The organism is Streptomyces sp. NBC_01384 (assembly GCF_045040035.1).
In the GTDB taxonomy this organism is placed as follows: Bacteria; Actinomycetota; Actinomycetes; order Streptomycetales; family Streptomycetaceae; genus Streptomyces.
Map to the genome: position 1 here is coordinate 4,208,434 of NZ_CP109559.1, position 25,160 is coordinate 4,233,593.

Below are 25,160 nucleotides of genomic sequence, written 5' to 3' on the forward strand. Positions count from 1 at the left end.
CAACCTGATGGTGCGAGACGATGTTCCCGCAGGCCAGGCAGATACCCTCACCAGCTGTACGCCGATGGCGAACGTGAGATGCCCGAGCCATGCGTGTCGCCCCTCCCACTAGGGATGTCTTACCCGTACGGACTGACACTCCATGCGGCGCGCACCGGTTCCCTCCGCTATGGGCGAACATCCTTGCGCCACCGATCGCCCCCGCGCGCCCCCAGTTTCGGCACTCTGCGCACATGATGGAACACCCAGCGTAACTCTGGAGCCTTTCTCACGGTTGCTCCCGGCATGGTTCCTACTGTCCCCCTTTCGCGCCATCCGCTCGACTCGAGCGATCCGAGCGATCTTGTGCGGCGGTGGTACGAGAACGAACTGGGCTGGGCCACAGTGCCCGGCTCGCCGGTACGGCTGGCCACGGGCCTGCGCTTCGATGTCCTGGACGTCCCCGCGGAGGCGGGGTTCGCGGCGCTGCGGCATCTGGGCCCGGCGTCTCCCGTGGCGTTGTACGGGGCGGGGACGCGGATGCGACTGCGGCTACTGGTGGCCGCGGGGAGCGCGGAGGAGCTGCCAGGGCTGCTCGACTGGCTGGAGTGGGGCACTCTCGCGCTCGACCTCACGGCGATCGGCGCGGACGGAAGCATCGGGGCTCCGCTACCACCCGGGGTGCCCGAAGGGCCGCTCAGCGCGGTGGAAGGGGCCGGTCCACAGGGGGCCGCCGTCTGGCTGCGGCCCCCTGAGCCGGGGTGCGAGGTGGAATCCTCGCTGCCGACTCTGTCGGCCGTGGGGGGCGATGGGGGCGCCCCCGATCTGGTACGACTCGTGGACACGATGGCGACGCAGTGCCACCGGGTCCGGCTGCGGCGCGCATGCGCCCAGCCGTTGGCCTACTCGTAGACCTCGATCTCGTAGACCTCGGTCCGGCCGTGGGCCTCGCCTCAGCCGTTCGCCTTCTCGTAGGCCTCGCGAATGGACGCCGGAACTCGGCCACGGTCGTTGACCTCGTAACCGTTCTCCTTCGCCCACGCGCGGATCTGCGCGGTGTCCTGGCCGCCACCGGAAGAGACTCGCACCTTTCCACGCCCGCCAGAAGCGCGGCCTCCGGTACGACGACCACCCTTCACGTAGGCCTCGAGAAGGCCACGGAGCTTGTCCGCATTGGAGGTCGTGAGATCGATTTCGTACGTCTTGCCGTCCAGCGCGAACGTCACGGTCTCGTCCGCCTCGCCACCGTCGAGGTCGTCGACAAGAAGGACCTGAACCTTCTGTGCCACCGGATTTCCTTTCGTCGATAACTTGAGGGCCGAGGGCCTGCGGCGTCCGCCGCTGTTTCACGTCCCCTGTTATATGCAGTACTGCAGTACGTCGGAAAGCAAACCGCTTTTGCTGGAAAAACACAAACCCCTGGGTGAGACTCGGGGGCCGCTGGAAGACCGGAAACGTACGCGTTTCGGACATAGGGCGCGCGGGCAAGGCGATCCGGCGGAATAGTCGCCGGCGATCACAGATGCAGAAGCATCCGGCTGTTGCCCAAGGTGTTCGGTTTCACTCGTTCGAGACCGAGGAACTCCGCCACGCCCTCGTCATAGGAACGCAGCAGCTCGGCGTAGACATCGGTGTCCACGGGCGTCTCACCGATCTCCACGAAGCCGTGCTTCGCGAAGAAGTCCACTTCGAAGGTCAGACAGAAAACCCGGCGAACACCGAGCCAGCGGGCGGTCTGCAGCAACTTCTCCAGCAACTGGTGACCGACGCCGACGCCCTTGACCGCGGGGTTCACCGCGAGAGTGCGGACTTCCGCGAGGTCTTCCCACATCACATGCAGCGCACCGCAGCCGACCACCTCAGTACTTGAGCCGGCGTCGCGTTCCGCGACCCAGAACTCCTGGATGTCCTCGTAAAGCGTCACGGTCGCTTTGTCGAGCAGGATGCCGCGGCGGACGTTCGCGTCGAGGAGGCGACGCACGGCCGGGACATCACCGGTCCTGGCCCGCCGGACGGTGACGGCTTTTGCGGTGTCTTCGGGACGCGGTGCTGGATGCTCTGCTGGCATGGGCGGACGCTATCGCCCGCTGTCGCCCGGTCCCGAGGCGGGGTTCTCCCTTGGCTCCGGCTTCTCACCCGGCTTCTTACCTGGCTTCTCACCAGGCCTCTCGACGGGGTTCCCGCCGGGACCGCCCGGGGTTACACGTGTTTCGGTGTCATCGGGGCCTTGTTCAGGGACTCGTTCGGGCCCTTGCACGATCCGCATGGCATCGCGCAGCGCAAGCCGCTGTTCGTCGCTCATCATGCCGAAGAAGGCGACGAGAGCGGCGGCGGGGTTGTCACTCTGGGACCACGCGTCGTTCATCAGTGCGGCCGAGTAGGCGGCACGCGTGGAGACCGCCTCATATCGATAGGCCCGGCCTTCCGCCTCACGGCGCACCCAGCCCTTCTGATGGAGATTGTCCAAAACGGTCATCACCGTGGTGTAGGCGATGGACCGTTCCTGCTGAAGATCTTCCAGGACTTCTCGAACGGTCACCGGGCGGTTCCACTTCCACACCCGCGTCATGACCGCGTCTTCGAGTTCTCCCAATGGGCGAGGCACAGCTCAGAACAATACTGGGAGATCAGCAACAAAAAGGGCGTACGACTCGAAAACGTATGAAAACGCATGAGTCGTACGCCGATGAGCACCCCGGCAGGGGCACGGGCCGGTCGGCCGGGGTGTCTCAGATCTCGGTGTCGCGGGGGGTCTGGCGGGCGTGTTCCGCGCGCGCGAGGGCGGCGTCGACGACCGCGTCCTCCTTGGACTTGTTGGCCCCACCCTGGGTCTTGACGATCGTCACGATCAACCCGATGAAGAACGCGGCCATCACTACGGGGGGCACGAGCGCGGAGACATAGTCCATGCCCCCAGAGTAGCTAGCCCGCGGCGAGCTGCTGAGGGGGGTTCGCCGGTGGCGGCGCGGGCCTGCGCTTCGGCGGGAAGACCTCGCCCGGGGTGGGGATCGGGCGGTCCGGGCGCGGGCTCTTGACCGGGGGCTGCGGCTTCGGCTCGGCGGCGGGGCTGTCCTCGGGCTTCCTGCCGGGCTCGTCCGGAGCCGGGGCCGCGGCCAGGCCTCCGGGGAGGGCCGTCAGGCGGGTGCGGGAGGAGGGCACGGTGGCGAGGGGGGCGCGGACGTCCTGCTCGGCGAGGACGTGGCAGCGGTCCAGGAGGGCGGCGGCGGTGGGGTTGCCACGCAGGGCACGGAGCGCGGCGAGGTCGTCCGGGTTCGGACGGTAGCCGGCACCGAGGGCTTCCTCCAGGAGTACGAGGTAGCCGGCGGCCGTGCCGGGCAGCGCGCCGCGATAGCGGGCGAGGTCGGCCAGCAGGAAGGCCCGGAGCCTGGCTCCCTCGCGGGTCGCCTCGTCGACGGACTCGGCGAGATGGAGACAGTCCTGGACGTCTTCGACCGAGGCGGGGATGGGGTGGAGGGCAAGGGCGAGAGCACGACGGAGCACACGCAGCTCCTGCGCACCGAACGCCATGCCGCCGCGGGATCCGTAGGGCGTGGGCATGCCGCGACGATACGCGCTAATCAGACAAAATCCGCATAGCGCAAGCGCGTGTCCCTCCGGGGGGGGCGCGGTTTTGTCTGCGGGCCGGTGGGGGCCGATCGCGCAGTTCCCCGCGCCCCTGAAGCGGGGCTCCGCCCCGGAACCCCTGCCCGCCCGGATTCCCTCGGCCGCGGGCCGGTGGGGGCGTGGCGCGCAGTTCCCCGCGCCCCTGAAGCGGGGCTCCGCCCCGGAACCCCCGCCCGCCCGGATTCCCTCGGCCGCGGGCCGGTGGGGGCTGGGCGCGCAGTTCCCCGCGCCCCTTGCGGGGCGCTTCGGCCCGCATCATCCAGCCCGTCCGGCGATTGAGGACGAGGCCGTTCAGGCCGAAGCGGGGGTCTGGGAGCGGCAGCCCCCGGGGATGGGACGGGTAGGGGCGGCGGGGGCGAGGGCATGCGTCAGGTGCGGGACACGTTTCGCTCGTACACCAGGCGGAGCCCGATCAGCGTCAGCCACGGCTCGTGCTCGTCGATGACGGAGGACTCGCCGAGGACCATCGGAGCCAAGCCACCCGTCGCGATGACGGTGACGTCGTCGGGATCCTCGGTGAGCTCGCGGACCATCCGGTTGACGACCCCGTCGACCTGCCCCGCGAACCCGTAGATGATGCCGGACTGCATCGCCTCGACGGTGTTCTTGCCGATGACCGCTCGCGGCCGCGCCAACTCGATCTTGCGCAGCTGCGCCCCCCGCACCCCGAGCGCCTCGACGGAGATCTCGATGCCGGGCGCGATGACACCGCCCGCGTACTCCCCGCGCGCGGACACCGCGTCGAACGTCGTCGCCGTACCGAAGTCGACGACGATGGCCGGTCCCCCGTAGAGCTCGACGGCCGCCACCGCGTTGATGATGCGGTCGGTGCCCACCTCCTTGGGGTTGTCCATCAGGATCGGCACACCGGTCTTGATGCCGGGTTCCACCAGGACGGCGGGGATATCGCCGTAGTAGCGGCGTGTCACCTCGCGCAGCTCGTGCAGGACGGACGGGACCGTCGAGCAGATCGCGATGCCGTCGATGCCGTCGCCCAGCTCCTCGCCGAGCAACGGGTGCATGCCCATCAGGCCCTGAAGGAGCACGGCGAGCTCGTCGGCCGTGCGGCGGGCGTCCGTGGAGATGCGCCAGTGCTCGACGATCTCCTCGCCGTCGAAGAGACCGAGGACGGTGTGCGTGTTGCCGACATCGATGGTGAGCAGCATGAGTCCTACTCCGCCTCGTCCGTCGAGGTCCGGTCCGTCGACGCCTCGCGCAGGTCGAGGCCGATGTCCAGGATCGGCGAGGAGTGGGTCAGCGCGCCCACCGCCAGGAAGTCGACGCCCGTCTTGGCGTACTCCTCGGCGTTGGCGAGGGTGAGCCGCCCCGAGGCCTCGAGGAGCGCCCGGCCCTTCACGATGGCCACCGCCTCCTCGCACTCGACGGGGGTGAAGTTGTCGAGAAGGATCAGGTCGGCGCCCGCGTCGACGACCTCGCGCAGCTGGTGCAGCGTGTCGACCTCGACCTCGATCGCCACCTCCGGGAAGGCCTCCCGTACGGCCTCGAAGGCCTGGGCGACACCGCCCGCGGCGACCACGTGGTTGTCCTTGACCAGCGCCGCGTCCGACAACGACATGCGGTGGTTGACGCCGCCGCCCATGCGCACCGCGAACTTCTCCAGGGAGCGCAGGCCCGGAGTCGTCTTGCGGGTGTCGCGCACGCGGGTCTCGGTGCTCTCCAGGGCGTCCGCCCACGCGCGCGTGGCGGTCGCGATGCCGGACAGCCGGCACAGGAGGTTCAGCGCGCTGCGCTCGGCCGTGAGGAGGTCACGGGTGCGGGTGGTGACGCTCAGGAGCTTCTGGCCCGCCTCGACCCGGTCGCCGTCCTCGACGTGCCGCTCCACTTCGAACTCGTCGGTGCAGACCACGGAGACGACGGCCTCGGCGACCCGCAGGCCCGCGATCACGCCGGCGTCGCGGGCGACGAAGTCGGCGGTGGAGACGGCGTCCTCGGGGATGGTCGCGACGGTCGTCACGTCCACGCCGTTGTCGAGGTCCTCCTGGATGGCGACGTTCGCGATGTCCTCGACCTCCAGCGGGTCGAGCCCGGCGTCGGCGAGGAGCTGGGCGAGCGCGGGGTCGAGGCCGCACTCCATGTAGGCGTCGTCGTCCATGTCGGCGCCGCAGCCGCAGCCGTCGCCGCAGCCGCCGTTCTGGGCGAGGGGAAGGTCGGGGGTGCTCACTGCTGTCACTGCTCCTGAAGGCGCTGGGGCGTGGAGGTCCCCCCGGCTCGAAGGGGGCCGGGGGTGTGCGGGATGGTCGGGGGGAAGTCTGCGGTGTCCGTGGTGTGTACGGCCAGCGTCCGGTCCGGATTCAGCCGTACGACGATGTGGCGGCGCCAGTCGGTGTCGTCGCGGTCGGCGTGGTCCTCGCGCCAGTGGCAGCCGCGGGTCTCCTCGCGCAGGCGGGCGGCGGCGACCAGGACGCGGGCCACGCACAGGAGGTTGGTGGCCTCCCAGGTGTCGACGCCGGGCTCGGAGGTCTTGCCGTTCTCGTCAAGCGCGTCGCGGGCGTCGGTGTGCAGCCGCTGGAGCTGGTCGGCGGCGGTCGCCAGGGACTCGGCGGAGCGCAGTACGCCGGCCCCGTCCGTCATGATCCGCTGGATCGCGAACCGGGCCTCGGGGGCGAGCAGCGGGTGGGCGGGCTTCTCGGGGTGCGGGACCGGTTCGGGCACGCGCGCGTGGAGGCCGTTTTCCGAGTGGCTCCCGGCGATGTCGGCGGCGATGCTCTCGGCGTAGACGAGGCCTTCGAGGAGGGAGTTGGAGGCGAGCCGGTTGGCGCCGTGGACGCCGGTGCAGGCGACCTCTCCGCACGCGTACAGGCCCGGCACGGTGGTGCGGCCCCGGGCGTCCGTGCGGACGCCTCCGGAGGCGTGGTGGGCGGCCGGGGCGACCGGGACGGGCTCGGTGACCGGGTCGATGCCGTGGGCGCGGCAGGCGGCCAGGATGGTCGGGAAACGGTGCTCCCACATGTCGGCGCCGAAGTGCCGGGCGTCGAGGTACATGTGCTCGGCGTCCTGCTCCTGCATGCGCCGCATGATGCCCTTGGCGACGATGTCCCGGGGCGCCAGCTCGGCCAGCTCGTGCTGCCCGACCATGAAGCGCACGCCGTCCGCGTCGACCAGGTGGGCGCCCTCGCCGCGTACCGCCTCCGACACCAGGGGCTGCTGGCCCTCGGCGTCCGGGCCGAGGAAGAGCACGGTCGGGTGGAACTGGACGAATTCGAGGTCGCTGACCTCGGCCCCGGCGCGCAGGGCGAGCGCCACGCCGTCGCCGGTGGAGACGGACGGGTTGGTGGTCGTGGAGAAGACCTGGCCCATGCCGCCGGTCGCGAGGACCACGGCGGGGGCGTGGACGGCTCCCACGCCGTCGTGCTGGCCCTCTCCCATGACGTGGAGGGTGACACCCGCGGTGCGGCCGTCGGAGTCCGTGAGGAGGTCCAGGACGAGTGCGTTCTCGACCGTGCGCAGGCCACGCGCGCGTACCGCCTCGACCAGTGCCCGGGAGATCTCGGCTCCGGTCGCGTCGCCGCCCGCGTGCGCGATACGGCGGCGGTGGTGGCCGCCCTCGCGGGCGAGTTCCAGCTCGCCCTCGGTGGACTCGTCGAAGTGGGCGCCGGTCGCGATCAGGCGGCGTACGGCCTCGGGGCCCTCGGTGACGAGGATGCGTACGGCGTCCTCGTCGCACAGGCCCGCGCCCGCCACCAGGGTGTCGTCGAGGTGCTGCTCGGGGGTGTCGCCCTCGCCGAGGGCCGCGGCGACGCCGCCCTGCGCCCAGCGCGTGGAGCCGTCGTCGAGGCGGGCCTTGGTGACGACGACGGTCTTCAGGCCCGCGGCCTCGCAGCGCAGTGCCGCAGTGAGGCCGGCGACCCCGGAGCCGACGACCACCACGTCCGCGGTGAGGGCCCAGCCCGGGGCGGGCGCGTGCAGTCGTATGCCAGTACCCGTAGGTGTACCTGTGCCTGTGCCGATCACGAGGCGGCTCCGAAGGTGAGGGGGAGGTTGTCGATCAGGCGGGTCGTCCCGACCCGGGCGGCGACGGCGAGGACCGCCTCGCCGGTGAAGTCGTCCCGGATCTCGGTGAAGTCGGACGAATCGACCAGCGCCAGGTAGTCCAGGACCAGTGGCGGCTGGAGGCGGGCGGCCTCGTCCAGGACGAGGCGGGCGGCGGCGCGCACGGCTGAGGGGCCGCCGGGGACGGCTTTGGCGACAGCGTGCGCGTCGGCCGCGGCACGGGATTCGCCGATCGCGCTGAGCGCCTCGGCACGCGCGTGCGTGGCGGGCACTTCGCGGGCCCGGGCGCGCAGGGCCTCCTGGGCGGCGTGCCGGTCGCGGCCCGCGAAGAGGGCCTGGGAGAGGGCGAGCGCGGTGTGCCGCTCCTCGGGCGAGAGGTAGCGGTTGCGGCTGGAGAGGGCGAGCCCGTCCTCCTCGCGCACGGTGGACACGCCGACGATCTCCACGCCGAAGTTCAGGTCGCGCACCATGCGGTGGATCAGGGCCAACTGCTGGGCGTCCTTCTGCCCGAACAGCGCCACGTCGGGCCGGGTGAGGTGCAGCAGCTTGGCGACGACGGTGAGCATGCCGTCGAAGTGGCCGGGGCGCACGGCGCCCTCCAGGCGCTCGCCCATGGGGCCCGCGGAGAGGCGGACCTGGGGCTCGCCGCCGGGATAGACCTCGTCCACGGCGGGGGCGAACACGGCGTCCGCGCCCGCCTGCTCGGCGATCTTGAGGTCGGCGTCCAGGGTGCGCGGGTAGCGGTCGAGATCCTCGCCGGCGCCGAACTGGAGGGGGTTCACGAAGACGGTGACGACGACGTCGCCCTCGGGCCCGGCGATCTCTCGGGCGGCCCGGATCAGCGTGGCGTGGCCCTCGTGCAGGGCGCCCATGGTCATCACGACGGCCCGGCGGCCGCGGCGTACGCGCGCGTGCAGCTCGTCGGCGGTGCGCAGCAGGGTGGTCATCGGTCGCTCCCGTCGTCGGGCAGGGTCGCGCCGTCGGCGAGTACCCCGAGGAGGTCCTCGGCGAGTTCCGGCTTCAGCAGTCCGTGGGCCAGCGCCCGGTCGGCGGTCGCGCGGGCCATCGCGAGATAGCCGGCGACGGTCCCCGGGGCGTGCTTGCGCAGCTCGGCGACGTGCGCGGCGACCGTGCCCGCGTCCCCGCGCGCGACGGGCCCGGTGAGGGCCGCGTCGCCCGACCTGAGGGCGTTGTCGAGGGCGGCGCCCAGCAGCGGGCCGAGCATCCGGTCGGGGGCCTCCACACCCGCCGCGCGCAGCAGTTCCATGGACTCGGCGACCAGGGTCACCAGGTGGTTGGCGCCGAGCGCGAGGGCCGCGTGGTAGAGCGGCCGGGACGCCTCGGCGATCCACTCGGGCTCGCCGCCCATCTCGATCACCAGGGCCTCGGCGGCCATCCGCAGCTCCTCGGGCGCGGTGACCCCGAAGGAGCAGCCGGCCAGCCGCTGTACGTCCACGGGGGTGCCGGTGAACGTCATGGCGGGGTGCAGGGCGAGCGGCAGGGCGCCCGCCCTGAGCGCCGGGTCGAGCACGCGCGCGCCGTACCGCCCGGAGGTGTGCACGAGCAGCTGTCCGGGCCGCACGGCCCCCGTCTCGGCGAGTCCCTCGACGAGCCCGGGCAGGGCGTCGTCCGGGACGGTCAGCAGGACCAGGTCGGAGCGCTCCATGACCTGCGCCGGGGAGAGCAGCGGCACATCGGGCAGGAGCAGCGCGGCGCGCCGCTTGGAGGCGTCGGAGACCCCGGAGACGGCCACCGGGCGGTGCCCTGCGAGCTGGAGCGCCGCGGCGAGGGCGGGGCCGACGCGGCCCGCGCCGACGACGCCGACGGTCAGGCGCGCGGGGCGGTCCTTGGGGTCTGGCTGGGGGAATGTACTCACTCGACGGCGGCCTTCCGTTCCAGTCCGCTCGGGGTACCGGACGATTTCTCGTCATGTTAACGCGATTGGTTCGGGCGCCGTTTTCGTTGTCCACAGGCTGTGGGTTTCCGCAGGTCGCGGGGGTGGGGAAATCGGGGTGTCGCCGCGGGGCGGCGCACGACATGATCCGGGGATGAGCGATACGGCGGAAGCGACGACAGGGCAGGACCCGGAAGAGACGGCCGAGCAGAAGCGGGAGCGGCGGGGTGCCGCCTGGCGGGCGGCGGAGCGGGTGCTGTGGCGGCCCAGCTACCAGCAGACGGTCCGCGCGCGGCTGACCTGGCTGAACGAGGGGGCCGAGGGCGTGTACGACCTCGACCGGCCCGTCGACATGTACGGCGACCAGGTCGTCGAGACCCTGGAGGAGCGGGTCGCGGGTCTGCTCGGCAAGGAGGCCGCCGCCTTCTTCCCCACCGGCACCATGGCCCAGCAGGTCGCCCTGCGCTGCTGGGCGGGCCGCACCGGCAACCCGACCGTCGCCCTGCATGCGCTCGGCCACCCCGAGGTCCATGAACGGCATGCGTTCAACCAGGTCAGCGGCTTGCGCCCGGTGCGGGTGACGGGCGAGCCCCGGCTGCCGACCGCCGAGGAGATACGGGACTTCGAGGAGCCTTTCGGGGCGCTGCTGCTCGAACTGCCCCTCAGGGACGCGGGTTTCGTGCTGCCTTCCTGGGAGGAGCTCTGCGAGGTCGTGGAGGCCGCCCGGGAACGGGACGCGGTGGTCCACTTCGACGGGGCGCGTCTGTGGGAGTGCGCCCCGCACTTCGGCCGCCCGCTGGATGAGATCGCGGGCCTCGCGGACAGCGTCTACGTGTCGTTCTACAAGTCGCTCGGCGGGTTCGGCGGGGCGGCGCTCGCGGGTCCGAAGACACTGATCGACGAGGCGAAGACCTGGCGGCACCGGTACGGCGGCATGATCCTCCAGCAGTTCCCGACGGCGCTCGCGGCGCTCATCGGCCTGGAGCGGGAGCTGCCCCGGCTGCCGGACTACGTGGCCCACGCGCGCGTGGTCGCCGATGCCCTGCGCCAGGGGTTCACGGAGGCCGGGGTCCCCTGGGTGCGCGTCCACCCCGAACCGCCGCACACCCATCAGTTCCAGCTCTGGCTGCCGTACGAGTCCGACGTCCTCACGGACGCGGGGCTGCGGCAGACCGAGGAGACGAAGACCGGCCTCTTCCCGCAGAGCTGGGCCCGTGGCGGCCCGGGGCTGGCGTTCACCGAGGTCACGGTGGCGTCGGCCGGCCTGGAGTGGACGGCCGAGGACGTGAAGGCGGCCGTAGGGGAGTTCGTGGAGCGGCTGCCTCGCTGACCCCGCGCGGAGGTCAGCGGCTCGGGTGCGGCCGCCGCCCGTGCAGCCACCGGCCCAGGGCCTGGCGCATCCGCCCGTGGGCCGGACGGCCCGCCATGACGGCCCGGAACTGCCGGTAGCCGCACAGCTCACGGGCGACCTGCCAGTCGTACGCGCCGGGCGCCGGAGAGGCCTGCTCGCCGTGCTGACGGGCCCGGTAGGTGTCGGGAAGGTACTGCTGGGTGATGCTCATGGCGAATCGCCTCTCGGGACGGGAAATCGGGATACGTAGGCCCCGCGCGGTTGCCCCGGTCATCCCAGGTTGCGTCCGCTCCCGGCGCGTGTCGCCCCGATTGACGGCCGGCGTCAATCGACGGCGGCGTTGTCAGTGGCGGGGTGCACCATGAGGTCATGAGCGTGCGTATCGATGTCACCGGGCTGCGGCAGGAGCGGATCGCCGTCGTGCCGTCTCCGCTGGCCGAGCTCGGGATGGCGCTGCACGCGCTGTCCGAGCCGGCCCACCACCCCGGACTGCAGGGCTGGGCGACCGGCGTGACCGCCCGGCTGGACTCGCATCTCGCGGACCGGATGTGCGAGGCCGACTTCCTGTGGCGGACGACCTTCTCGGACCTGTTCCTGCCGTACGCGGGGATTCCCGGCGGGTCCACGCTTCCGGGCGCCACGCTCGCCGAGGAGCTGGATCTGCTGGACAAGCTGACGGACGAGCAGTTCGTGGACGCGGCCCTGGAGTTCACCTGCGCGCTTCCGTACGCGGCGCCGAGCCGGGACACGCTCTCCGACCCGGAGCTGCAGCAGCGCGCGCTGGAGCTGGCCGCCGCGCGCGGGCCCCAGCAGGTGCGGTTCAGCAAGCGGCTGCTGGACGATCCGCCGCGGATCCGGGCATGGCTGCGGCAGTTCCTGGAGGACTGCGACGAGGCGTTCTTCGCCGAGACCTGGTCCCGGCTGCGCCACCAGCTCGCGGCGGACGCCCGCCACAAGACGGACCTCCTGCGGCGCAAGGGCCTGGCCGAGGCCGTGACCTCGGTGTCCTCGGCGGTGGCTCTCGACGAGGCCGCCCGGACGATCACGATCGACAAGCTGGGCCAGGGCCGGACGGCCACCGGTGAGGGCGGGCTCCTGCTCGTGCCGACGAGTCTCGGCTGGCCGCACCTGATGGTGCTGCACCGGTACGGCTGGCAGCCGGTGCTGCACTACCCGGTCGGTTCCCCGGAGCTGGCGGCCCCGTCCTCGCTGGAGCAGCTGACGCTGCGGATGACCGCCCTGTCCCATCCGGTCCGGATGCGGATCTGCCGCAGCCTGGCCCGCAGCACGTTCACCACGGGCGAGCTGGCTCAGGTGAACGGGATGACGGCACCGGAGATATCCCGGCACCTGAGCGTCCTCAAGAAGGCGGGCCTGATCACCACCAGGCGCCGTGGGCGGTACGTGTTACACCAGCTGGACGTGACGGTCGTGGCCCGGCTGGGCAGCGACTTCCTGGAGGGCATCCTGCGCTGAGCCGGACCGAGAAGGCCGAGGAGGGCCAAAGAAGGCCGATCAACGCGGTCAGCGGTGCCCGCCGGCCCGTACGAGCCCGGTCTCGTAGGCGAGGACCACCACCTGCACCCGGTCCCGCAGCCCCAGTTTGGTCAGGATGCGCCCCACATGGGTCTTCACGGTGGCCTCGGACAGTACGAGGCGGGCCGCGATCTCGCCGTTCGACAGGCCCTGTGCGACCAGCACCATGACCTCGCGCTCGCGGTCGGTGAGCCGCTCCAGCTCCTTGTGCTGGGACTCTTTGCCGGCATTGGGCAGCATCGGCGCGAAACGGTCCAGCAGGCGCCGGGTGGTGGAGGGTGCGACCACCGCGTCGCCGCTGTGCACGGAGCGGATGGCGGCGAGCAGCTCGCCGGGCGGCACGTCCTTCAGCATGAAGCCGGAGGCGCCCGCCTTCAGCCCGGAGAAGGCGTACTCGTCGAGGTCGAAGGTGGTGAGTATCAGCACCTTCGGGGGGTTGGGATCCGAGCAGATGCGGCGGGTGGTCTCCACGCCGTCCAGCTTCGGCATGCGTACATCCATCAGCACCACGTCGACCGCCGTCGACCGCAGCACCTGGAGGGCCTCGACGCCGTCGCCCGCCTCGGCCACGACCTCCATGTCCGGCTGGGCGTCGAGCACCATCCGGAAACCGGTGCGCAGCAGCACCTGGTCGTCGACGAGCATGACTCGGATCGCCATCGGGGTCCTCTTCCCTCTCCATCAAAAGTCAGAAGTAAAAGTGAGAAGTGATCTCTGGAAGTCAAGAAAACTGGAAGCCTAGAAAAAAGGTCAAAAAGAGTCGTTACAGGTGTCAGTGGCCGGTCTTGAGCGGCAGCAGGGCGCTGATGCGGAAGCCTCCACCGGGCCGTGGCCCCGCGTCCAGAGTGCCGCCGACCATACCGACGCGCTCGCGCATCCCGATCAGGCCGTGCCCCTGGCCGTCGGCACCCCCCTCCTCGTACAGCTCGTGGGGCGCGCCCTTGCCGTCGTCCTCGACTAGCAGGCCGAGGCCGTCGTCGAAGTAGACCAGGCGCACGCTCGCGCCCGTGTTCGGGCCCCCGTGCTTGCGGGTGTTGGTGAGCGCCTCCTGCACGATGCGGTACGCCGTGAGCTCCACGCCGCTGGGGAGCGGGCGCGGGGTGCCCTCGACCTTGAAGTCGACGGGCAGGCCCGAGGTGCGGCACTGCTCGATGAGGTCGTCGAGCTGCTCGACGTCGGGCTGCGGCATGTACTCGCCGCTCTCCTGGTGCTCGCCGGTGCGCAGCACGCCGAGCAGGCGGCGCATCTCGGCGAGGGCCTGACGGCCCGTTCCGGAGATCGTCTCCAGGGCCTTCCTGGCCTGGTCGGGGGCAGTGTCCATGACGTACGCGGCGCCGTCGGCCTGAACCACCATCACCGAGACGTTGTGCGCGACCACGTCGTGCAGCTCGCGGGCGATCCGGGCGCGCTCGGCGGCGACAGCCACCTTGGCCTGCGCCTCGCGCTCCTTCTCCAGCCGGGCGGCGCGCTCCTCCAGCTGGGCGAGGTAGGCCCGGCGGGTGCGGATGGAGTCGCCGAGCACCCAGGCGAGCGCGAACGGAACCGTCTGGAAGACCACTATCAGGACGGCGCCCAGCGGGCCCTGATCCCGCAGGGGCCAGCGGAGCTGCCCAACGGTCGCCGCGCAGAGGCCGCCGATCAGCCCGAGCCGCGAAGCCCAGCGGGCACCGTCCGCGGCGACGGTATAGATGATCACCAACATCGCGAAGTCCGCGGGCGCCGTCGGGACATCCAGGACCACCTGCGCGAAGCCTGCCGCTGCGGCCAGGACCAGCATCTTCTCCGGCATGAGGCGGCGCAGCGCGACGACCGCACTCAGTACGACGGCGAGCGGGAGCGCCGCGGCGAGCGACACTTGCTGCTTCTCGGCGCCGTTGACATTCGAGAGGCTCACGCCGGAGATCCCGAGCAGGACGACGGCCCAGAAGCTGTCGACCCACGTCGGGTGCCTGCGGAGAAAGTCATAAAGGCGCTGCACGTAACCCAGAGTAGGGAGGCGGGCAGTGTGCAGGGGTCAACCGGAGGACCGATCCGCGAGCGACCTTCGTACTCCCCAAGGTGGAGGCTCCCCCCGCCCGTGACGCTTAGCCTGGCCCGGTGAGGCGTGAGGCGACGGGTGAGTGGCGAGGCTGGCGCGAGGCGACGGAAGAGGCGCTGTACGGGCCCCGCGGGTTCTACCGCGGCCCCGAGGGGCCCGCGGGCCACTTCCGTACGTCGGTGCACGCGTCCCCGCTGTTCGCGGCGGCCGTGGCCCGGCTGCTGTGCCGGGTCGACGAGACCCTCGGCCGCCCCGCCGAGCTCGCCTTCGTCGACATGGCGGCGGGCCACGGCGAACTGGTGACCGGTGTCCTCGCCGCGCTCCCCGCCGATGTGGCCTCCCGCGCGCGCGGGTACGCCGTCGAGCGCGCCGACCGCCCCGCCGGTCTCGATCACCGAATCGAGTGGCTCGCCGAGCCCCCGAAGGGCATCACCGGGCTGCTGTTCGCCAACGAGTGGCTGGACAACGTGCCGGTGGAGGTGGCGGAGGCGGACGCGGCGGGCGTGCCCCGGCTGGTTCTCGTACGAGGTCACGACGGCGCCGAACGCCTCGGGGAGCCCGTCGGCGGGGCGGAGGCGGAGTGGCTGCGGAGGTGGTGGCCGCTGTCCCACGAGGGTGACCGGGCCGAAATCGGGCTCCCCAGGGACACCGCCTGGGCCTCCGCCGTGGCCGCCCTCGACCGCGGGCTGGCCGTCGCCGTCGACTACGCGCACTTCGCCCCCGCGCGCCCGCCCTTCGGGACACTCACCGGCTTCCGTGAGGGCCGGGAGACGGTGCCCGTGCCGGACGGGTCGTGCGACATCACGGCGCATGTGGCGCTGGACGCGTGCGCGCTGCCCGGGGGGCGCATGGTGACCCAACGGGCGGCGCTGCGCGCACTGGGCGTGAGCGGCGCCCGACCGGCGCTCGCGCTCGCCACCACGAACCCCGCCGCCTACGTGCGCGCCCTCACGGGCGCCGGGGAGGCCGCCGAACTCACCGCGCCCGGCGCTCTGGGCGACTTCGGCTGGCTGCTCCAGCCGGTTGGAATTCCGAACGCCGCCGTTGAAGACCTGCTGGGCGACCTACTGGGCACCCCGCTCGCCGGCCTGCTTGTCGACCTATTTGTCGATGTCCCCGACCACGAAGAACAGTGACCCCAGGATCGCCACCATGTCCGCGACCAGCGTGCCGGGCAGCAACTCCACGAGCGCCTGGATGTTGTTGTACGAGGCCGAGCGCAGCTTCAGCCGGTACGGAGTCTTCTCGCCCTTGCTGACCAGGTAGTAGCCGTTGATCCCGAGAGGGTTCTCGGTCCAGGCGTACGTATGGCCCTCGGGTGCCTTCAGGACCTTGGGCAGGCGCTGGTTGATCGGCCCGGGCGGGAGGTCCGCCAGCCGGTCGAGGCAGGCGTCGGCGAGGTCGAGCGCGTTGTGCGTCTGCTCCAGGAGGCACTCGAAGCGGGCCAGACAGTCGCCCTCCTGACGGGTGACCACCTTCAGGGTGTCCTGGAGCTCCCTGTAGGCGAGGTACGGCTCGTCGCGGCGCAGGTCGAAGTCGACGCCGGAGGCGCGCGCGATCGGCCCGCTCACGCCGTAGGCGTGCACAGCCTCCGGCGCGAGCGCGCCCACGCCCCGCGTACGCCCCCGGAAGATCTCGTTGCCGAGCACCAGGTCGTCGTACACACCCATCCGCGAGCGCAGCGCCGTGACGGCGTCACGCGCGCGGGTGGTCCATCCGGCCGGGAGGTCCTCCTTGAGGCCCCCGACCCGGTTGAACATGTAGTGCATGCGCCCGCCGGAGATCTCCTCCATGACGTGCTGGAGCTCCTCGCGCTCCGTGAAGGCGTAGAAGATCGGGGTGATCCCGCCCAGTTCCAAGGGGTACGACCCCAGGAACATCAAGTGGTTCAAGACCCGGTTGAGCTCCGCGAGCAGCGTGCGCATCCACACCGCGCGCTCGGGGACCTCCATGCCGAGCATCCGCTCCACGGCGAGGACCACGCCCAGCTCGTTCGAGAAGGCGGAGAGCCAGTCGTGGCGGTTGGCGAGCATGACGATCTGGCGGTAGTCGCGCGCCTCGAAGAGCTTCTCCGCGCCGCGGTGCATATAGCCGATGACCGGCTCCGCGTGCTGGATCCGCTCGCCGTCCAGGACCAGCTTCAGCCGCAGCACGCCATGCGTGGACGGGTGCTGGGGCCCGATGTTGAGCACCATGTCGGTGCTCTCCGCGGCGCCGCCGATACCGACCATGGTCTCCGTCGTAGGAGTCATGGACACAGTCTGTCGTACGTACGCTTGCGGCATGGATACGGGGAGTGCGAAGTTCGCGGGAAACACCGCGAAAAACACGGCGTCGGAGCCGGTCTGGACCGGGCTGCCTCCGGGGCTGCTGCGGATGCGCCGACTGCTGCTGGTGGTGTGGCTGGGACTGCTGACCATCGTCCTGGGGCTGCTCCTCGCGATATTCGCGGGCGCCGTCTGGGCGGCCTTCGCGCTGCTGCCGCTCGCCCTGCTGCTGTGGGGCTGGCGGATGCTGGGGCGCAACTGGCGCTCCTGGCGGTACGCCGAGCGCGCGGACGACCTGCTGATCAGCCGGGGTGTGCTGTTCCGCGAGGAGACCGTGGTGCCGTACGGGCGGATGCAGCTGGTCGAGGTGACCTCAGGACCCGTGGAGCGGCACTTCGGGCTCGCGAGCGTGCAGCTGCACACGGCGGCTGCCGCGACGGACGCGTGCATACCGGGCCTCGACCCGGCCGAGGCCGAGCGGCTGCGCGACCGGCTGACCGAGCTGGGCGAGGCCCGATCGGCGGGGCTGTGAGCACACCGACGCCGGGCCTGGAGGACGCCATACGGGAGGAGAAGCCGCTGGTCGAGCGGCGGCTGCACCCCGTGACACCGTTCCGGCGCGCCTGGGCGCCGGTCGCCGTGGTCGCCGGCTGGGCCGTGCACGACCCCAACCAGGCGCAGGAGCAGCTCACCAAGCTCACCACGACCGCGCTGCTCATCGGGCTCGCCGTGATCGTCCCGGTGGCCGCCCTCTACGGCTTTCTGAGCTGGTGGTTCACGCACTTCGCGGTGACCGAGACCGAACTGCGCATCCGTACCGGCCTGCTGTTCCGGCGCACCGCCCACATCCGGCTCGACCGGCTGCAGGCCGTCGATGTCACCCAGCCGTTGCTGGCCCGCGTCGCCGGCGTCACCAAGCTCAAACTCGACGTCATAGGGGCCAACAAAAAGGACGAACTCGCCTTCCTGGGCGAGGACGACGCCCGCGCCCTGCGCGCCGAACTCCTCGCCCGCGCGGCCGGTTTCGCCCCCGAGACGGCCCACGAGGTCGGCGAGGCACCGGTACGGCAGCTGCTGCACGTCCCGGCGGGCGTCCTCGCCGTCTCCCTCGTCCTCACCGGCGCCACCTGGAGCTGGCTGGCCGCCGCGCTCGTCGTACCGCCCGTGCTGTGGTTCGGAACCCACAGCGTGTGGTCGGTCCTCGCGACCGGGGTGCCGCTGCTCGGCGCGGCGGGCGCGCGCACTGCGGGGCGCTTCGTCGGCGAGTACGACTGGACGGTGGGCGAGTCCCCGGACGGGCTCCGCATCGACCACGGCCTCCTCGACCGTACGCACGAGACGGTGCCACCCGGACGCGTACAGACCGTACGGATCGTCGAACCGCTGCTGTGGCGGCGGCGCGGGTGGGTGCGCGTGGAGCTGGCCGTGGCGGGGTCGTCGAACTCCGTCCTCGTGCCGGTCGCCCCGCGCGAGGTCGCCGAGTCGGTGATCACCGGGGTGCTGCCCGGGGTGACGGTGCCTTCCGCCCTGTCCCGGCCGCCGCGCCGGGCCCGCTGGCGCGCACCACTGTGGTGGCGGGGGTACGGGCTCACCGTCACCGACGCCGTCTTCACTGCGCGCCACGGACTGCTGCGCCGCCATCTCTCGCTCGTGCCGCACGCGAAGGTCCAGAGCGTACGGCTCACCCAAGGGCCCTGGGCACGCCTCCTGGGCCTCGCCGACGTCCATGTGGACACGGGGGCCGGCCGGACGGTGACGGCGCGGCTGCGGGACGCCTCGGAGGCCGCGGAACTTCTTCAGGCGCAGGCCGACCGGTCGCGGACGGGGCGGCGGGAGGCCCGGCCGGACCGGTGGATGGCGTGACAATGGCGTGACGTGACATGACGTGACATGACGTGACATGACGTGAGGGCAGTGGCCGGAGCCACTGCCCTCACGTATGTAAGCCACGTACTACTGGCACCTTCTACTGGCGCCTTCAGGAAGCCGCGGTGCGTAGTTCCGCCAGGTCGATCTGCTCGGTCTCGTCGTGCGCGGTCAGGTCGATGACCTGACCGACGCCGCGGGACCCCTCGTCCACGGGCTTGAAACCGGACTCGGCCTCGGCCTTGTGCAGGGCGAGCGCCTCCTGGCCGACCACGTCCGCGAGGTCCTCGTTCTGCACGGCCTCCATGGCGGCCGAGGACGTCCCCTTCTGCGTACCGAAGAAGTCGAACCCGCCCTCGACCGAGGGGCGCCGCACGGGCGCCGCCGGTGCGACGGCCACCGCGGTCGGCACGGTGAAGTGCCCGGCGGGACGGACGGGCTTCGAGGGCTTTGCCGGCCGGGCCGCGACGGGCTCCACCTCGACGGACGCGGCGGGTGCGGGCACGGCGACATCCGTGGACGGTGCCGCCTCGGTAGCGACGGCCTGCGCGGGCTTCTCGGTGGAGGGCTCGTCGGTCAGGGAGCCGTCGCCCTTCGGGGGGCCGTCGCCCTTCGGGGGGCCGTCCGTCGAAGGCTCTCCTTTGGCGGGCTCACCCTCGGCGGAGCCGGCGGCATCGGCGCCGGTCTCGGAATCCGAGGCCGCTTCAGTTTCGGCTTCGGCTTCGGCTTCGGTGTCAGTTTCGACTTCGGCATCGGCATCCGCGCCGGTCCCCGCGTCCACATCCGTGTCCGCGTCCGTATCGGCGTCCGCGTCCGTGTCGGCGGCGTCGGGCGCCGCGGCGCCGCTCACGATCCGGCTCAGCGCGGCGTTGGCACGCAGGAAGAGCGACGACCCGGCCGGGGAGAAGACCACGGGAGACACGGGCGCGTCCGTGGACTCGTCGGCCTCCTCGTCGACGGCGTTCTCCTCGTCGACGGCGTTCTCCTCGGCGACGGCGTTCTCCTCGGCGGTCACCTCTTCGGGAGCCTCCGGCTCCGCCGCGTCCACGGGCTCCACGGGCTCTGCGGTTTCCGCCGCACCGGTCAGCCCGGCGGGCAGCGCGGGCGCGGGCGCCACCGTCTCAATCTCGAGCAGCCGGCGCCCCTCCAGGGCGCTCGCCCGCTCCGTCTCCGCAGTGGCATACCGCCGCAGCAGCGCCGCGTGTTCGTTGCGCAGGCCCGCCAACTCCGCTCGCTTCGCGCGCAGTTTTTGCTCGAGCTTGGTGCGCAGTTCGCGCGACTCGTCGAGGTCGGTCTCCAGTTCGGCGACGCGCTCCTCGTGGCGCCACTCGTCGCTCGCACGCGCGCGCGTGAGGTCCGCGACGCGCTTGCCCGCCGCCGTGTCCCAGCGGCGCATGACGAAGGCGCCCGCGACCGCGGTCACCGCGGCGGCCGCTGCCAACGTGCGGAGCACCCCTGGCTCCGTGAACAGCCAGGGCCCCACGGCGCAGACGAGCGAGACGCCTGCGATCGCCGAGGGAGGCAGCAGCCGGTGCAGAGGTGGGGAATGGCGGTGACGTCCACGTGGCATGGCCAGAAACTTACCGCGCGTAGGCGAATCTTGGTGCCCCGCCCGGTAAAAACACAGTCACCCCGGAGCCTTTCCCCCGCCTCAACCGCCCCAGAGGGCAACTCCTTGTCCCACAAGGTGCCGCCGGCCCTACAAGGCGGCGACTTGTTGATCAATTCCCTTGAGTTCGAGCGATACGAGAGATTCGAGGAATTCCACGAGGGTCGCCACGTATCACGGGGGTCGCCACGTATTCGGGGACGGCGGTCAGCTGTCGCTCAGCCGCCCGCTGAGCCACTGCAGCGTCGCCGGGATCTCCCGCCGCCACGTATTGAAGTTGTGGCCGCCGCTGTCGAGGATGATCGACGCGATCCGGGTGCGCTGCTTGGACTGCACGAGGCTGATGAACTTCAGCGTGTCCTTGTAGTTGTGCTCGCCCACCCTGCTGCTGGTGACCAGCAGCGACGTGTCGGGGGCGGGCTTGTGCCGCAGGAACCAGCGCAGGTCCGCGCTGTTCTGCAGTTCCTTGTTCCCATGGAAGAGATTGCCCGTCGTGGGGTCGATGGGCGCCTTGTAGTAGGGCGACAGGCCCGCCGCGGCGGCGTACACCTCGGGGTGGTGCAGGGCCAGCTTCAGCGCGCAGTACCCGCCCGTGGAGTCGCCGAGGATGCCCCAGCTTCCGGGTTTTTTACCCACCCTGTAGTGGGCCGATACGGCGTCGGGGAGGTCCTTGGCGAAGAACGACTCGGTGCGCGGGCCGCCGGGGACGTCCACGCATTCGGTGTCCCGCGGGGGCGCGACGGTCGGCCGCATCATGACCAGGATCATCGGCTGCATCTTGCCGTTCTTGGACATCTCGTGGGCCGTCTGCGGATAGTGCAGACCCTTGATGAGCGCCGCGGCGGTGCCCGGATAGCCGGTGAGGATCGTGGCGGCGGGGAAGGTGCGGGTGCGGTAGCGCGCCTGGAAGTACTCGGGGGGAAGGTAGACGAACGCGGACGTGGCGATGTGCGTCGTACGGCCGACGATGTTGACCTTCTGGATCTGGCCGCCGATCTGCGGTCGGGAGCCGCCGGACACGTTCACCGGCAGGGTGTCGACCACTTGGAGGGGGCCGCCGCCGGGGCCGCCTTGACCGCCGTGGAAGACGACCACCCCCACGCCGCTCTCCTGACCGAAGAGGTCCGCCCATGTGGCGTAGAACCCGAACGCCTGGTTGGCGAACAGTCCGATCGAGGCGAAGATCGACACCTGCGTGACCAGGAGCAGGCCGACCCGTCCGCTGACGGCCCGCCAGTTTCGCCGCGCCAGCCGTGGCCACCACCACACCGTGCCGACGAACAGCAGCACGGCGAACAGGACCGCCAGCACCAGCACCTTGTTGCTCGTGAGACCCATGAGCTGTTCCTGCCTGCGCTTTCCGTCAAGGGCCGCCCTGCTCTTTCGCGAGGACTTGCCCCAGACTTTTCTTGCCTTTTGAAACGGCTTTCCGATGGGGAGTGAACCTGACTCCCCAAGACACCGTCCTACAGGGCGCAATGTCGCCGGATGCCGGAATGGCACCGGATTCAAGGTCTCTCGCAGAACTACGGGATGCGATGTCTGTCAGGATAGATGGGGAAATGTCGGCTGAGGTTCCAGACCGAACGGACAGGATGCGACGCATACTCCGTGGTCCGCGCCCGGAGGCCGTCCCCGCCCTCGTCGCCAGGGCCTGCACACTCGTAGGGGTCCTGGACATTGCCGCAGGCGTCTTCCCGCGCTTCCGGCACAGCCGTATGCACGCCATGGCCGAGGTACTGCCGGGCGCGTTCGGCCCGTTCGCCGCCGCGCTGTCGCTCAGCGCGGGCGTGCTCCTACTGCTGCTCGCTCATGGGCTGCGGCGCCGCAAGCGACGGGCGTGGCGGGCCGCCGTGGTCCTGCTTCCGGCCGGCGCCGTCGCCCAGTTCGCGTACCGCCATTCGATCATCGGCGTCGTCATCTCCCTCGCGCTGCTCGCGCCGCTGCTGCGCCACCGGAGTGAGTTCGCCGCCCTGCCCGATCCGCGCAGCCGCTGGCGCGCTCTCGCCAACTTCGTCCTCATGGGCGCCGGTTCCCTCGCCCTCGGACTGGTCATCGTCAGCGCCCACCAGGACCGGATGGTCGGCGACCCGAGCCTGGCCGACCGCATCACGCACGTCCTGTACGGCCTGTTCGGCTTCGAAGGCCCCGTCGACTACGCCGGACCCACCTCCTGGACGGTCGCCTTCTCCCTCGGCGCGCTCGGCTGGCTGACCGCCGCCACGACGATCTATCTGGCCTTCCGCCCCGAACACCCCGCCGCCCGCCTCACGGAGGACGACGAGACCCGGCTGCGGGCCCTGCTGGACAAACACGGCGGCCGCGACTCGCTCGGCCACTTCGCGCTCCGCCGCGACAAGGCCGTCGTCTTCTCACCCAGCGGCAAGGCGGCCGTCACCTACCGCGTCGTCTCCGGTGTGATGCTCGCCAGCGGCGACCCCATCGGCGACGTCGAGGCCTGGCCCGGCGCCATCGAACGCTTCATGGACGAGGCCAAGGCCCACTCCTGGACCCCCGCCGTCATGGGCTGCTCCGAGACGGGCGGCGAGGTGTGGACCCGCGAAACCGGCCTCGACGCCCTGGAACTGGGCGACGAGGCGGTGGTGGACGTCGCGGATTTCTCCCTGGCCGGGCGCGCGATGCGCAACGTGCGCCAGATGGTGAAACGTATCGAACGGGCTGGCTACGAGACCCGGGTGCGGCGCATCCGTGACCTCAGCGAGGGCGAGCTGGACCGGATACGGCGTGCGGCGGAGGCGTGGCGCGGCACGGACACCGAGCGCGGATTCTCCATGGCGCTCGGCCGCATCGGCGACCCCTCCGACGGCGACTGCCTGGTCGCCACCGCCCACAAGGCGGACGACGACCTCGGCCCGTACGGCGACCTGAAGGCCGTCCTGCACTTCGTCCCCTGGGGCACCGACGGTGTCTCCCTGGACCTCATGCGCCGCGACCGCTCGGCCGACCCCGGCATGAACGAGCTCCTCATCGTGGCGGCACTCGAAGCGTCCCCCCGCCTCGGCATCAAGCAGATCTCGCTCAACTTCGCGATGTTCCGCTCGGCGCTGGCCCGCGGCGAGAAGATCGGTGCGGGACCCGTGCTGCGCGCCTGGCGCGGCCTGTTGGTCTTCCTCTCCCGCTGGTTCCAGATCGAGTCCCTGTACAAATTCAACGCGAAGTTCCGGCCCCGTTGGGAGCCCCGCTTCGTCGTCTACGGCTCCTCCCGCGACCTCCCGCGCATCGGCTTCGCCGCCATGCAGGCCGAGGGCTTCGTGAACCTGGCCCTCCCGCGCCTGCTGCGCCGCCGCGCCCCGGCACCGCGCCCGTGCGCACACGGGGTGGCGGAACGGGGCGTCAGGGCGGCGTAGCCGATCCAGACCCCCCGAACAGGCCCGAGCGGGGCCCCTGCCCCATCCCTGGGGCTCTCGCTCGGGCCTCAAGACACTTCAGGTGCGAGATCGCACCTTCTGTCCTTTTCGAGTGACTACTCGGCCGACCGGGACGGTTGGGGGAGCGCGGAACAGGCCGCGAAGCGGCCAAAAGACCCCCGCCGGAGCGAACCCGCAGACGATTCCGCCCCCCGCCGGAGGCCTAGGCTGGACGTATGAACACCGAGCGCCGCCGCGGCCACGTCGCGGGACTGCCGACCTGGGACCGCTGCGCGGTCATGGGGGTCGTCAACGTAACTCCCGATTCCTTCTCCGACGGCGGCCGCTGGTTCGACACGACGACCGCCGTCAAGCACGGCCTGGCCCTGGTCGCCGAGGGCGCCGACCTCGTGGACGTGGGCGGCGAATCCACCCGCCCCGGCGCCACCCGTGTCGACGAGGCGGAGGAGCTCAAGCGGGTCATCCCGGTCGTCCGCGGCCTCGCCTCCGAGGGCGTCACCGTCTCCGTCGACACCATGCGCGCCTCCGTCGCCGAGCGGTCGCTCGCCGCGGGCGCCGCCCTCGTCAACGACGTCAGCGGCGGCCTCGCCGACCCCGCGATGATCCCGACCGTCGCCGCGGCCGGCGCCCCCTTCGTGGTCATGCACTGGCGCGGCTTCCTGGAGGGCGACAACGTGAAGGGGACGTACGAGGACGTCGTCTCCGAAGTCGTCGACGAGCTGCACGCACGCGTGCAGGCCGTTCTGGCGGGCGGCATCGCCCCCGACCGCATCGTCGTCGACCCGGGCCTGGGCTTCTCCAAGGACTCCGAACACGACCTGACGCTCCTCGCCCACCTCGACCGTCTGCGCGAACTGGGCCACCCCCTCCTGGTCGCCGCCTCCCGCAAGCGGTTCCTCGGCCGCGTCCTGGCGGGCCCGGAAGGTGCCCCGCCGCCCGCGCGCGAACGGGACGCCGCCACCGCCGCCGTCTCCGCGCTCGCCGCCCACCAGGGCGCGTGGGCGGTCCGTGTCCACGAGGTACGGGCCACCGCCGACGCCGTACGCGTCGCCCGGGCCGTCGAGGGAGCCCAGTGAGCGCACCCCGCACCGACATCGAGCAGGTCGAACTCGCCAACACCGCCTTCTACGAGGCGCTGGAGCGGGGCGACTTCGAGGAGCTGTCGTCACTGTGGCTGGCTCCGCTGGACACAGCCGACGACGACATCGAGGGCGAGGACGCGGTGATCTCCTGCGTCCACCCCGGCTGGCCGGTCCTCACCGGCCGCGGCGAGGTGCTGCGCTCGTACGCGCTGATCATGGCGAACACCGAGTACATCCAGTTCTTCCTCACCGACGTGCACGTCTCCGTGACCGGGGACACGGCGCTGGTGACCTGCACCGAGAACATCCTCAGCGGCGGCCCCTCGCCCGACGACAGCGATGAGCTCGGCCCGCTCGTCGGCCAGCTGGTCGTCGCCACGAACGTGTTCCGTCGCACAGCTGACGGCTGGAAGCTCTGGTCGCACCACGCCTCGCCCGTACTCGCCGAGTCGGGCGAGGAGGACGACGAGGACACCCCCGGCTGAGCCGAGGAACACCCCTGGTCGAGGCGAGG

Annotated in this window: 25 protein-coding genes; 9 read left to right on the forward strand and 16 right to left on the reverse strand. The window is 71.4% G+C overall.

Translation table 11 applies throughout. The annotated features are described in order from the left end of the window. The first annotated feature begins 285 nt into the window (after positions 1-285). Positions 286-891, forward strand: coding sequence for an SCO3374 family protein (locus tag OG747_RS19105; protein ID WP_405880535.1), 606 nt, complete (start codon positions 286-288; stop codon positions 889-891). 41 nt (positions 892-932) lie between these two features. Here the strand turns inward: OG747_RS19105 and OG747_RS19110 are convergent, their stop codons facing one another. The 10 genes from OG747_RS19110 to OG747_RS19155 form a co-directional block, all read right to left on the reverse strand. After that, positions 933-1,268, reverse strand: coding sequence for an Lsr2 family protein (locus tag OG747_RS19110; RefSeq protein WP_405880536.1), 336 nt, complete (start codon positions 1,266-1,268; stop codon positions 933-935). A 227-nt stretch (positions 1,269-1,495) separates the two neighbouring features. Continuing rightward, entirely contained in the window at positions 1,496-2,047 is a 552-nt protein-coding gene (locus OG747_RS19115) for an amino-acid N-acetyltransferase (protein ID WP_405880537.1), read from the reverse strand. A 9-nt stretch (positions 2,048-2,056) separates the two neighbouring features. Further along, positions 2,057-2,548 carry a BlaI/MecI/CopY family transcriptional regulator gene (locus OG747_RS19120; protein ID WP_405880538.1) on the reverse strand — a complete coding sequence of 164 codons (492 nt, stop codon included), beginning with the start codon at positions 2,546-2,548 and terminating at the stop codon, positions 2,057-2,059. Positions 2,549-2,708: 160 nt separating this feature from the next. Continuing rightward, the gene (locus OG747_RS19125; RefSeq protein WP_405880539.1) at positions 2,709-2,888 is read right to left on the reverse strand and encodes a hypothetical protein; all 180 of its coding nucleotides are present in this window, start codon (positions 2,886-2,888) and stop codon (positions 2,709-2,711) included. A gap of 13 nt (positions 2,889-2,901) precedes the next feature. Continuing rightward, positions 2,902-3,507, reverse strand: coding sequence for a hypothetical protein (locus tag OG747_RS19130; RefSeq protein ID WP_405885601.1), 606 nt, complete (start codon positions 3,505-3,507; stop codon positions 2,902-2,904). A gap of 464 nt (positions 3,508-3,971) precedes the next feature. Continuing rightward, complete coding sequence (locus OG747_RS19135; RefSeq protein WP_405880540.1) at positions 3,972-4,769, reverse strand: type III pantothenate kinase; 798 nt, start codon at positions 4,767-4,769, stop codon at positions 3,972-3,974. A gap of 5 nt (positions 4,770-4,774) precedes the next feature. Then, on the reverse strand, positions 4,775-5,785 hold the full coding sequence (nadC, locus tag OG747_RS19140; RefSeq protein WP_405880541.1) for a carboxylating nicotinate-nucleotide diphosphorylase: 1,011 nt from the start codon (positions 5,783-5,785) through the stop codon (positions 4,775-4,777). A gap of 5 nt (positions 5,786-5,790) precedes the next feature. Further along, on the reverse strand, positions 5,791-7,575 hold the full coding sequence (locus tag OG747_RS19145; protein ID WP_405880542.1) for an L-aspartate oxidase: 1,785 nt from the start codon (positions 7,573-7,575) through the stop codon (positions 5,791-5,793). Beyond that, positions 7,572-8,561 (reverse strand): pantoate--beta-alanine ligase, encoded by a 990-nt coding sequence (panC, locus tag OG747_RS19150; protein ID WP_405880543.1) that lies wholly within the window; start codon positions 8,559-8,561, stop codon positions 7,572-7,574. The genes OG747_RS19145 and panC overlap by 4 nt, the downstream gene beginning before the upstream one ends. Beyond that, positions 8,558-9,490 carry a Rossmann-like and DUF2520 domain-containing protein gene (locus tag OG747_RS19155; RefSeq protein ID WP_405880544.1) on the reverse strand — a complete coding sequence of 311 codons (933 nt, stop codon included), beginning with the start codon at positions 9,488-9,490 and terminating at the stop codon, positions 8,558-8,560. The genes panC and OG747_RS19155 overlap by 4 nt, the downstream gene beginning before the upstream one ends. A 172-nt stretch (positions 9,491-9,662) precedes the next feature. Here OG747_RS19155 and OG747_RS19160 point away from each other — a divergent pair, with 172 nt between their 5' ends. Continuing rightward, a complete protein-coding gene (locus tag OG747_RS19160; protein WP_405880545.1) occupies positions 9,663-10,838 on the forward strand; it encodes a threonine aldolase family protein in 1,176 nt (391 codons plus the stop codon). A 13-nt stretch (positions 10,839-10,851) separates the two neighbouring features. Here OG747_RS19160 and OG747_RS19165 read toward each other — a convergent pair whose 3' ends face one another. Then, positions 10,852-11,070, reverse strand: coding sequence for a hypothetical protein (locus tag OG747_RS19165; RefSeq protein WP_405880546.1), 219 nt, complete (start codon positions 11,068-11,070; stop codon positions 10,852-10,854). Between the two features lie 158 nt (positions 11,071-11,228). Here OG747_RS19165 and OG747_RS19170 point away from each other — a divergent pair, with 158 nt between their 5' ends. Beyond that, positions 11,229-12,335 carry a DUF5937 family protein gene (locus OG747_RS19170; RefSeq protein WP_405880547.1) on the forward strand — a complete coding sequence of 369 codons (1,107 nt, stop codon included), beginning with the start codon at positions 11,229-11,231 and terminating at the stop codon, positions 12,333-12,335. Positions 12,336-12,383: 48 nt separating this feature from the next. Here OG747_RS19170 and OG747_RS19175 read toward each other — a convergent pair whose 3' ends face one another. After that, positions 12,384-13,055, reverse strand: a complete 672-nt coding sequence (locus OG747_RS19175; RefSeq protein ID WP_405880549.1) for a response regulator — start codon at positions 13,053-13,055, stop codon at positions 12,384-12,386. A gap of 112 nt (positions 13,056-13,167) precedes the next feature. Continuing rightward, positions 13,168-14,373: a sensor histidine kinase gene (locus tag OG747_RS19180; RefSeq protein ID WP_405880550.1), complete on the reverse strand. Its 1,206-nt coding sequence runs from the start codon at positions 14,371-14,373 to the stop codon at positions 13,168-13,170. A gap of 119 nt (positions 14,374-14,492) precedes the next feature. Between OG747_RS19180 and OG747_RS19185 the strand changes: the two genes are divergently transcribed. Continuing rightward, positions 14,493-15,569 carry an SAM-dependent methyltransferase gene (locus OG747_RS19185; protein ID WP_405880551.1) on the forward strand — a complete coding sequence of 359 codons (1,077 nt, stop codon included), beginning with the start codon at positions 14,493-14,495 and terminating at the stop codon, positions 15,567-15,569. On the opposite strand, the gene OG747_RS19190 is transcribed toward OG747_RS19185, so the two are convergent. Further along, complete coding sequence (locus tag OG747_RS19190) at positions 15,534-16,685, reverse strand: NADH-quinone oxidoreductase subunit D (RefSeq protein ID WP_405880552.1); 1,152 nt, start codon at positions 16,683-16,685, stop codon at positions 15,534-15,536. The genes OG747_RS19185 and OG747_RS19190 overlap by 36 nt on opposite strands. 31 nt (positions 16,686-16,716) lie before the next feature. Between OG747_RS19190 and OG747_RS19195 the strand changes: the two genes are divergently transcribed. Further along, complete coding sequence (locus tag OG747_RS19195) at positions 16,717-17,232, forward strand: PH domain-containing protein (protein WP_405880553.1); 516 nt, start codon at positions 16,717-16,719, stop codon at positions 17,230-17,232. After that, complete coding sequence (locus tag OG747_RS19200; RefSeq protein ID WP_405880554.1) at positions 17,229-18,563, forward strand: PH domain-containing protein; 1,335 nt, start codon at positions 17,229-17,231, stop codon at positions 18,561-18,563. Before OG747_RS19195 ends, OG747_RS19200 begins: the two co-directional genes overlap by 4 nt. A 115-nt stretch (positions 18,564-18,678) precedes the next feature. On the opposite strand, the gene OG747_RS19205 is transcribed toward OG747_RS19200, so the two are convergent. Both OG747_RS19205 and OG747_RS19210 read right to left on the reverse strand, forming a co-directional pair. Continuing rightward, the gene (locus tag OG747_RS19205) at positions 18,679-20,136 is read right to left on the reverse strand and encodes a hypothetical protein (protein WP_405880555.1); all 1,458 of its coding nucleotides are present in this window, start codon (positions 20,134-20,136) and stop codon (positions 18,679-18,681) included. Between the two features lie 246 nt (positions 20,137-20,382). Next, complete coding sequence (locus tag OG747_RS19210) at positions 20,383-21,513, reverse strand: alpha/beta hydrolase (RefSeq protein ID WP_405880556.1); 1,131 nt, start codon at positions 21,511-21,513, stop codon at positions 20,383-20,385. Between the two features lie 224 nt (positions 21,514-21,737). On the opposite strand from OG747_RS19210, the gene OG747_RS19215 reads away from it, so the two are divergent. The 3 genes from OG747_RS19215 (at position 21,738) to OG747_RS19225 (ending at position 25,131) form a co-directional block, all read left to right on the forward strand. Further along, complete coding sequence (locus OG747_RS19215) at positions 21,738-23,543, forward strand: phosphatidylglycerol lysyltransferase domain-containing protein (protein WP_405880557.1); 1,806 nt, start codon at positions 21,738-21,740, stop codon at positions 23,541-23,543. A 236-nt stretch (positions 23,544-23,779) separates the two neighbouring features. After that, complete coding sequence (folP, locus tag OG747_RS19220) at positions 23,780-24,640, forward strand: dihydropteroate synthase (protein WP_405880558.1); 861 nt, start codon at positions 23,780-23,782, stop codon at positions 24,638-24,640. Next, complete coding sequence (locus tag OG747_RS19225) at positions 24,637-25,131, forward strand: nuclear transport factor 2 family protein (protein WP_405880559.1); 495 nt, start codon at positions 24,637-24,639, stop codon at positions 25,129-25,131. Before folP ends, OG747_RS19225 begins: the two co-directional genes overlap by 4 nt. Positions 25,132-25,160 lie beyond the last annotated feature (29 nt).